Annotated in this window: 11 protein-coding genes and 1 tRNA gene; 7 read left to right on the top strand and 5 right to left on the bottom strand. The window is 42.0% G+C overall.

Translation table 11 applies throughout. The annotated features are described in order from the left end of the window. Positions 1-27: 27 nt before the first annotated feature. Complete coding sequence (locus COT72_01025) at positions 28-852, bottom strand: hypothetical protein (protein ID PIO00271.1); 825 nt, start codon at positions 850-852, stop codon at positions 28-30. Positions 853-979: 127 nt separating this feature from the next. Between COT72_01025 and COT72_01020 the strand changes: the two genes are divergently transcribed. Beyond that, entirely contained in the window at positions 980-1,894 is a 915-nt protein-coding gene (locus tag COT72_01020) for a branched chain amino acid aminotransferase (protein PIO00270.1), read from the top strand. 57 nt (positions 1,895-1,951) lie between these two features. Next, positions 1,952-2,024, top strand: a tRNA-Gln gene (locus COT72_01015). 74 nt (positions 2,025-2,098) lie between these two features. On the opposite strand, the gene COT72_01010 is transcribed toward COT72_01015, so the two are convergent. From COT72_01010 to COT72_01000, 3 genes are all read right to left on the bottom strand, one after another. Continuing rightward, positions 2,099-2,455 (bottom strand): hypothetical protein, encoded by a 357-nt coding sequence (locus COT72_01010; GenBank protein PIO00269.1) that lies wholly within the window; start codon positions 2,453-2,455, stop codon positions 2,099-2,101. A 39-nt stretch (positions 2,456-2,494) separates the two neighbouring features. Then, complete coding sequence (locus COT72_01005) at positions 2,495-3,928, bottom strand: proline--tRNA ligase (protein ID PIO00268.1); 1,434 nt, start codon at positions 3,926-3,928, stop codon at positions 2,495-2,497. Positions 3,929-4,059: 131 nt separating this feature from the next. Then, positions 4,060-4,527 (bottom strand): hypothetical protein, encoded by a 468-nt coding sequence (locus tag COT72_01000; protein PIO00267.1) that lies wholly within the window; start codon positions 4,525-4,527, stop codon positions 4,060-4,062. 87 nt (positions 4,528-4,614) lie between these two features. Here COT72_01000 and COT72_00995 point away from each other — a divergent pair, with 87 nt between their 5' ends. After that, positions 4,615-5,109, top strand: coding sequence for an NADPH-dependent FMN reductase (locus COT72_00995; GenBank protein ID PIO00266.1), 495 nt, complete (start codon positions 4,615-4,617; stop codon positions 5,107-5,109). Here COT72_00995 and COT72_00990 read toward each other — a convergent pair. After that, entirely contained in the window at positions 5,102-6,283 is a 1,182-nt protein-coding gene (locus tag COT72_00990; GenBank protein PIO00265.1) for a hypothetical protein, read from the bottom strand. The two genes, COT72_00995 and COT72_00990, sit on opposite strands and share 8 nt — an antisense overlap. Positions 6,284-6,338: 55 nt before the next feature. Between COT72_00990 and COT72_00985 the strand changes: the two genes are divergently transcribed. Genes COT72_00985 through COT72_00970 form a run of 4 tightly spaced genes read left to right on the top strand, consistent with a single transcriptional unit; the run spans position 6,339 to position 9,205 of the window. After that, a complete protein-coding gene (locus COT72_00985) occupies positions 6,339-6,821 on the top strand; it encodes a hypothetical protein (GenBank protein PIO00264.1) in 483 nt (160 codons plus the stop codon). Positions 6,822-6,854: 33 nt separating this feature from the next. After that, positions 6,855-7,220 (top strand): hypothetical protein, encoded by a 366-nt coding sequence (locus COT72_00980; GenBank protein PIO00263.1) that lies wholly within the window; start codon positions 6,855-6,857, stop codon positions 7,218-7,220. A gap of 52 nt (positions 7,221-7,272) precedes the next feature. Further along, positions 7,273-8,016, top strand: coding sequence for an exodeoxyribonuclease III (xth, locus tag COT72_00975; GenBank protein PIO00262.1), 744 nt, complete (start codon positions 7,273-7,275; stop codon positions 8,014-8,016). Between the two features lie 34 nt (positions 8,017-8,050). Next, positions 8,051-9,205 (top strand): sorbosone dehydrogenase, encoded by a 1,155-nt coding sequence (locus tag COT72_00970; protein ID PIO00261.1) that lies wholly within the window; start codon positions 8,051-8,053, stop codon positions 9,203-9,205.

Raw genomic sequence — 9,205 nt, 5'->3', positions numbered from 1 at the left:
CGCTTTGCTTCTTTATGGTGCGCGTTTTTATGCAACCCCACTTTTTCGTAATAGTGCGTTGCTTAAATAATTCCAGGGAAGAAGTGATGGTTTTTCCACTACTGCCTCAAGACTGATGCTTTTCATCATTTTTTTTAACTCAGTACCAACCGCATCCCACTGCTCTTCTATACTGCAGCCATAGGGCATGATAAGTACGTTATCTTTTTTAAAAACAGTCATGATAGTGCTGAGCGTTACTCTTTTTGGATGTGGTGTTTGCGTTTTTTTTCCAGAAAGCAATAATCTCCAATACCATTCGCTGTTTTCTGAAACTACAACATCACTGTTTGTGTCTATCTTAAAAAAATAATTTGCTAAACTTTTCTCGTGGAGTGATTTATTTAATTCTGTTACATTATACACATCAAACAAAGGTTGTTTGATGCCAGTAAGCGCATTAATCCATGTTGACTGGTCTGCTTCAGGAATCATAACCAAGTCTTCAAAAACAGGCGTGTCCCCGTCAAACCCATATGCCTTTTGTGACCTGCTTTTTATCATGTAACACCCACTCCACACCTGATAATAGGGGTTTGAGCGGTCAAAGCGCGTGAGTGGCTTGGTTATTTTTTCATACGTGCCAAATGAAAAATAATTCATCCAATCCTGATGGAGAACATCCTTACCATACTTTTTATGTATCATTTCTTGAGGATGAAAGAGCGGCGTTTTCACAAAATTTGCAAGCATGGGCTTTGGCGCGTAATTAAGCACGGGCCGCATTCCTATGTTTTTTTCCTGCGCTGAAACTAATGCCCGTTCTTGCAGTACATTAAAAATTGAAAATGTCAGATTTGATATGAGATTCATTATGCTACATTTCTTTTTATTTCTTATTAAAAATGATTATGATGCTTCAGTATTCCTATTTTATCTTCTGTGTTTTGTTATTTTTGTGCCGGATAATGTTTATTAACACGCCAAGCAAGAAACGAATATGGAAAAAGCAGACTACCTCTGGTTTAATGGCAATCTTGTTGCATGGGATGATGCGCGCGTACACGTGTGGGCTCACGCGCTTCACTACGGAACCAGCGTGTTTGAAGGGATTAGGGGATATCACAAAGATGATGACATTCTTGTGTTTCGTTTAGAAGAGCATCTCAAGCGATTAGAGGATTCAGCAAAAATGTATCACATGAAAACACCATACACTCTTGATGACCTCTTTTCTGCATCCGTGCGTGTTGTACAAGAAAACAAGTTCAAAACAGGCATTTACATTCGTCCCATCCATTTTCGCGATTACGGCGTTTTTGGACTCAACCCTCTTAAGTCTCCAGTGAGTACAGCAATTATTGCCATGCCTCTTGGCAAATACTTGAATACTGAAAAACCGCAACACGTTACGGTCAGTTCATGGCGAAAACTAAGCCAATCAGCACAACCCCTCAAAGCAAAAGCAGGCGGGAACTATGTAAATAGCATTCTTGCAAAACAAGAAGCAGTGCTTAATGGTTTTGATGAAGCACTTTTGCTTGACGAACACGGTTACGTGTGCGAAGGAAGCGCGGAAAACTTCTTTATGGTAAAAGACCAAACCATCATCACACCCCCGCTTTCTGCACCAATTCTTGCAGGAATAACCCGGGACTCGATTGTTACGCTTGCAAAAGAAAAGGGATTTGATGTTCTTGAACGAACCATTGCACGAAGCGAGGTCTACATTGCGGATGAAGCATTCTTTACGGGTACAGCAGGAGAAGTTGCTGGCATTGGTTTTGTTGATCGCATGCAAATCGGGAGTGGAAACATTGGGCCTATCACGCAACAATTGCAAGCAAGCTATTTTGAAACGGTGCTTGGCAACAATGATGCACACCAAAAGTGGATTACAAGAATACCCTCGTAAACTTGGCTTTCAAAAACCTTTTAATAGACCACCCCATATAACACTCTGCAAATCACTAGCCCTGTAGTGTAGTGGCCAAGCATGCGAGGCTCTGAACCTTGCGACCCAGGTTCGAATCCTGGCAGGGCTATTTTACGTTCTTTTTCTTTTGGCACAGCTTTTCTTCTTAAGAAAAGGTGTTGTGTGATTCTTGCTAGTGCATAGTTATACAAGTGGTACGCGTTGTGTTTTGATTTCTCGTGTTTGATATATCTCGTATTCTTCTTTTACGCCACCGATGATGTTGCCAATTATGTAAGCTGTTGCGTTGTTGAGTTCCAGAAATTCAGCGAGGTCTGCGCGTTTTGGACCGTTATGGTAAAAGGTGACTTGCTTTGGAAAAAGCGTGTCAAGCGTGTTTCTAAGTATTGGGTCAAATCCTTGTTTTAGAATTTCATCAAGTGGCATGAATGCGTGTGCAAGTACTGCACCATACTCTTTTTTGGCAACGTGTTCTAGTGCGGGCTGTATTTTTTCAAAAGGTTGGTTTTTTGTCGTAACACTGATACCAATAACGCGCATAATAAGAAAAAAAAGAGAAAAAAAAATATAAAACTCTTTCTAATAGTATTTTGCAAAGCGCATAACGTGTTTTGCAGGTTTTTTGCACACAATGCAGCTCGTATTTATGGGTTCTTTGTTAAATGCATAGTTTGATGAGCGCGCACCGATTTTTTCTTTAAGCGCTACTTCACAGTCAGTTTCTCCGCACCATCCTGCAACGCCCACTTTCTTGTTTGCAAGCGCTTTTTTCAAATCAGTGACTGTGTTTACTTCCACCATCACTAAATGCATTTTTTTCCACGCATTCTCCAAGAGCTCAGCATGTATAGTGTCAAGCAGGCATTCTGTGTCTTTTGCTATGCTCACCATTTTGACGGTTTGTTTTTTTCCATCATTTCTTTTAACCGCAACAGCACTCTTGTTTTGAATATCGCGCATGCCTATCTCAATGCGAAGGGGTAGGCCTTTAAGCTCCCATTCATTGAACTTCCAACCCGGTGTGTATCCTTCTCGGTCATCAATAAATACTCTGAATTCTGAGAGTTTTTTTGCAAGTTTGCCTGCTTCCTTTAACACGATTTCTTTGTTGTCTGCATTGAAAATCGGCACTATCACGATTTGTTTTTCTGCTGCGCGTGGGGGTAATACTAATCCTTTGTCATCGCTGTGCATAAATGCAACAATGCCAAGCGCACGGGTTGCAAAGCCCCACGAGTTTTGGTAGGGATATACCTGTTTGCCGCTCTCATCTTTGAACGTGATGTCAAATGCTTTTGCAAAGCGCTGACCCAAATGGTGTGAGGTTGCTGCTTGCACGCCGCGACCGTTTGGCAAGAAGATTTCAACGCTTGTTGTGTAGTCTGCCCCAGGAAATTTTTCGTAATCGGTTTTCATGCCCGCGTACATGGGAAGTGCAAGCACGTCTTCATAGGCTTTGCGATAGATTTCAAGCATTTCCCTCACTTCCGCATCGGCTTCTTGTTTGGTTGCAAATACGGTGTGTCCCTCTTGCCACAAAAATTCGCGGTAGCGCATGAGGAGCACGGGATTTTTGAATTCCCAGCGTACTACATTGTTCCATTGGTTAAGCCTGAGCGGCAGGTCGCGGTGTGAGCGAATCCATTCTTTGTAGCTGTTGTACATGATAGTTTCGCTTGTTGGTCTAATTGCAAGTCGTTCGGGTAGTTTTGAGTTTCCTGCGTGCGTTACCCATGCCACTTCTGGTGTGAAACCTTCAACGTGTTCTGCTTCTTTTTTGAGCAGGCTTTCTGGGATAAATAAAGGAAAGTACGCGTTTTGCACGCCTGATTTCTTAAATGCCGCGTCAAGATAGGTTTGGAGTGCTTCCCACAGGTAGTAGCCTCTCGGGCGAAGGATATAACAACCGCTGACGGGGGAGTAATCCATCAGCTCGGCTTTTAGACATATTTGTGGGTACCATTTGTCCCAGTTTTCTTCTCGTTTTACGGTTATTCCTTCTTGTTTGCTCATTGTAACAAACCTCGCACTGGATTATCAAGGTGTTTTAGATATTTAAGAATAGGTGAATTAGTGCTTGCGCGGAAGGTATTCACCTGACATAGTGAAGAATAGTATTACTCCATCTTTTTTAAGTGTTGTGACTACGCTATGTTTCCACAGCAGTCACATTTTTTCTTTACGTCAAGTCCAAATAGTTCAGGGTTTTTATCTATGTAATAATTGTTTACTGTTTTAGCGTGTTTTTCTTCCCAATCACCCTGAGTGTTATCGCAGTTATCTATCTGCCTATGGATTACCTGTTTGAACAATGATTTGTACGTGTTCTTAAATTGTTCTAAAGGACTTTGTCGGTAGTTATCATCTATATCAAAGAGTATTCGATTTTCAACACGTGTTTCTGGACAAACAAAACGTAGTTCTCCTTGGCTTGATGCGTCATACGCCCGGTCGTAGTAATGTGTTTGGATAGCAGTGAGCCTGCCAATTTCATGTTGGTTGTCACAGGAGGCGCAGCCAATCGTTTTTTTCTTGTTCTCTTCTTTAAGCTGTTCAAGAAGTTTGCTTTCTTTTTCGCGAAGAGTGCGTAATTGTTGCTCAAGGGTTGACATAACATTTTTAGACTGCTTAACGTATTAATATCAATTTCCATGCCCCCATCCGATATTTTTTTAACGCGCTCTTGAGCAGATAAGAATATGTTTATTCCAGTTGTTCTTGGCACGGCACGCAAAGGCAGAAAAAGTGAAGCTGTTGCAAACGCAGTGGTTGAACACATGAAAACAACAGGAGTTGAAACAATCCTTGTTGATGTAAATGCTTATCCTTTGAGAGCAACAGATAACAGCGAAAAAAACAGGTATGCAAAGAAGTGGGAAAAGATTCTCAACAAAGCAGACGGCATCATAATTGTAAGTCCTGAATACAATCACGGCTATCCCGGCGAATTAAAACTATTTCTCGACCAGCTCTATGACCAATACGAAAAAAAAGTGTTTGGAATTTGCAGCGTATCAGACGGTCCGTGGGGAGGCACGCGCATGACAGAACAATTGCGCCAAGTAATTGTTGCGCTCAAAGCAATTCCGCTCCAGCGTGCAGTTCACGTGTCAGAGGTTAACAATTTTAAACCAGAACACATTAAAACTCAGGTTCAAGGATTGCTTGAACAAATGAAAGAGTTCATTAGCTAGTTTGTGTTTTTTCCGGTTTCTCTCGAAGCACATCATTGTAGAGTTTTATGAGAAGCGGTGAGCCAAGGGTTGTTACAATAGTAAGAATAACAAGCGTTGCAACAATATCCACATTAATGATATCAAACGCGAGCGCGCTATACGCAACAGCAAGCGTAGTTGATAATTGAGGTATTGTTGAAAACGCGATAAGAATGCTCTCGCGCTTTGAAAAACCAGAAATCACACCCCCAACCCAGCCGCTTACTGATTTTGAAATAACAAGTCCAAACACAACGCACACGGTAAATGTAACTGATTGTGGCAACACAAACACGCTCAAATCAGTCTGCACGCCAATCATAAAAAAGAACACAGGAATAAAAATACCATAGCTAATGGTTCTAATTTTATCCCTGATTTTTCCCTGAATTGAATCAGATAATAACAAACCAATCACGAAACCTGCAACAATCGCATGCATGCCCAGCACTTCAAACAAGAGCACGCTTGCAAGAAGCACAACAAACGTGAAACGAAGCTTGCTCTCAAATAAATCCTGACCCGTCTTATCTGCGTGATACGATTCTTCAAGGCGGGGAATAATAATTTTAAGAAGCGCAATAAACAAGAGCACAACCGGGATGTAGGCAAAAAGCGGGATTGCTGATTGCGGCTTGAACGCCTGAAGAATAAAGCCCACAAGAAGCAAACTCCCAAAATCCTCAAAAACAGTTGATGTAATAATACTCCTGCCAAGCTTGGTGTTTACCAATCCCTGAGACTGTAGTGAAGGAATAATAACCGCAACAGATGACGACATGAACGTCACGCCAAGAATAAGCGCAGTAGGAATATTAAAACCAAAAAAGAGCGCGATTCCCATACCAACAAAAAACGGAACTACACTATTGAGTAAGGCAAGAAAAGCAATGCTCTTGCTTGTTTCTTTGAGAGTTTTTGAAGTAATCTCACTTCCCGCAATAAACATGAGAAACAACACACCAACAGAACTCAAGAATACAACAACCGCATCAGGCTCAATAATATCAAAGCCAAACGGTCCTACTATGATTCCTGCAAGAATAAGCGCGATAACATAGGGCAAGTGAAGTTTTCTAAACAATTCCGAAAAAGAAAAGCCCTGAACCAAGAATAATAAGAAAACCAACAATCTCCGCGCCCATACACGTATAGTTGCACTCGCGTGTTATAAGTTTTAGCGTTTAAAGGGGAAAAACGTTTATTACATGCGTGCACATGTAGGCCTTGTGATTAGCAGGACTACCTTTTTTCATGCAGTAAAACGCGGACACTCAAATTTTGTCAAGCTAAACATACTTTTCCTCATATTTTTCCCGTTATTTGTAGCGAGTGTTATTGCTATTTTTCAGCCACAGTTGTTTCAGTTGTGGTTTTTTATTATTCTCTTAGAAATTAGTTTTGCCCAAGGTTTAAGCGATGATTACAGGAAACCAAAAGCGCGAGCAAGAAATTATGTGCTGGGCATGAGTATAGCCTTCATTCAGGCAATTCTTTTTGTCAAGTTCTTAGAACCGGTTCATTTTATTGTTGCCTTTCCGCTCTACTTATGGGCGTGGCTTGAAATGTATAATACTGGCCTGCAAATAACGCCAAAAACCTTGAATGATAAGGAGATTGCTTCAACGCTTCTTACTACGCTTGCAAGTATTGGAACTATGAGCGGAATTTGGCTTTCTGCAGTGGCGTAAAACAAATAATACCAAACATACTCACACTCACGTATGACAGACAAAAAAAGGCCTGCGTGGATTCGTGACAAAATCCTGCACAAAGAGTTTGAGATAATTGAATGCGTACCCTACGACACGTACAAAGATTTCACGCTTGACAAAGGTTGTTACGTGCTTATCAAAGTTGATTTTGAATACCATGAACTCCAAGTTGCAATTACCAACTATGAGCATGAAATACTCAAAGTATTCAAAGGCAAGCGCGCACAAGACGTGTATCACGCCATTTTTGAGTACGAAAAACAGCACAAACAGGAATGGTTCACGCAAAAAGAGCATGTGGCATATCTTGGAAAAGAATTAAAAAAAGCAGAAATCGCACTTGCGCTTGGCAACACCGGATATTATCAGGAATAACGTAGTTAGCCAAAGAAATCATTAATAAGCAATGACCTCTTTTGTGTAGCATATGAAATTACTGTCCTGGAATGTGAATGGAATTCGCTCAGCACTCAAAAAAGGTTTTCTCGCTTCAATTCAAAAACATGACCCTGATGTTGTGTGCTTGCAGGAAACAAAAACTGACAAAACAGAACTCCTGCTTCCCGGCTATCACCAGTTCTGGAACGCAGCTCATAAAAAAGGGTATTCTGGAACGGCTGTGTTTACCAAAATCAAACCCCGCGTGGTTTTTTATGACATCCCAAACCATACTGAGGAGGGGCGTGTTATCACCCTTGAATTTGATGATTTCTTTTTAGTTAACGTGTACACACCAAATGCCAAGCGCGGCTTGTTGCGCATCACGTATCGCTTGAAGTGGGATGCTGATTTTCGCGCGTACGTTAAAGAATTAACACAAAAAAAGCAGGTAGTTATTTGCGGCGACCTTAATGTTGCGCACAAAGCAATTGACCTTGCAAACCCCCAGGCAAACCGCAGGAATGCAGGTTTTAGTGATGAAGAACGCGAAAGCTTTCAAAAACTCTTGAACGCGGGTTTTGTTGACACGTTTCGCATGTTCAATCAAGAACCAAATAATTACACGTGGTGGACATATCGGTTTAATGCACGCGAGAGAAACATTGGATGGCGCATTGATTATTTTCTTGTTAACACCCTCTTTGAGAAGCGCGTGAAAAGTGCAGGCATTCTAAACAACGTGACAGGTTCAGACCATTGTCCAGTAACCATTGAATTAAAAAAACCATAACACACAAATAAATAAACATGCGTTAAGTAAGTGTATGCGGGCAAGTACCATAGTAGGGGTTATTGCACTTGGTCTAATACTTGCCGTGGCTTTTGCTATTGTCTTTCCTTGGGAGTACTTAACCGGGTTCATTCCTAGTGGGGCAAATGACAGCGAGATTATAAACGCAATTAGGCTACCTGACGGGTTTAGCATAGACGTGTACGCGCGCGTTGCTGGAGCGCGCTCCCTTGTCTTAAGTGAGAGTGGCACACTCTTTGTAGGAACACGTGGCGACAAGGTGTACGCAGTAACCCAAACAGGTGATGTAATCAAGGTCGCGCGCAATCTTAATTCGCCAAACGGGGTTGCACTCAAGGGTGGCGACTTGTATGTTGCTGAGATTAGCAGAATCATTCGTTTTAATGATATTGAAAACAACCTTGCCTCTTCAGATTATGAGGTTGTATTTGATGGCTATCCTAAAAACGCGCTTCATGGATGGAAGTATATTGCATTTGGCCCTGACGGATTACTATACGTCCCGGTTGGCGCTCCGTGTAATATTTGCAGTCCAGAAGAGCCGTATGCAACCATAACGCGCCTTAATGTGTCAGACCCCGCCGGGTTTGAGATTATTGCATGGGGTGTTCGAAACACCGTCGGATTTGACTGGAATCCAACCACCAACACGCTGTGGTTTACTGATAATGGGCGAGACTGGCTTGGAAATAACGCGCCTCCTGATGAGTTGAACGCGATTTCAAAACAGCGACCACACTTTGGCTACCCCTACTGCCATGGAGGAACAATTCAAGACCCTAAATTTGACTTGTTTGATTGCAGCGCGTTTGAACAACCTGCTCGCGCGCTTGGCCCACATGTAGCAGCATTGGGAATGACCTTTTATACGGGCACACAGTTTCCAAGCACGTATCACGGAGATGTGTTTATTGCTGAGCATGGGTCATGGAATCGGGATGCGCCTATTGGGTATCGGATTATGCGCGTTTCTGTTGAAAACAATAAAGCACAGTCCTATGAGGTTTTTGCAGAAGGATGGCTTAAGAATAGTGTTGCCCTAGGCAGGCCTGTTGACGTGATTGTAACCCCGTTTGGCTCACTGCTGGTAAGTGATGACAAAGCAGGTTTGATATATGAAATAGGGTATGGCAGCGTCTTAGGCACGCTTCCGTTTAGCATTATTTAA

The organism is archaeon CG10_big_fil_rev_8_21_14_0_10_43_11 (assembly GCA_002763265.1).
Taxonomy (GTDB): domain Archaea; phylum Nanobdellota; class Nanobdellia; order PEZQ01; family PEZQ01; genus PEZQ01.
This window is presented reverse-complemented; position numbering and strand designations above follow the sequence as displayed.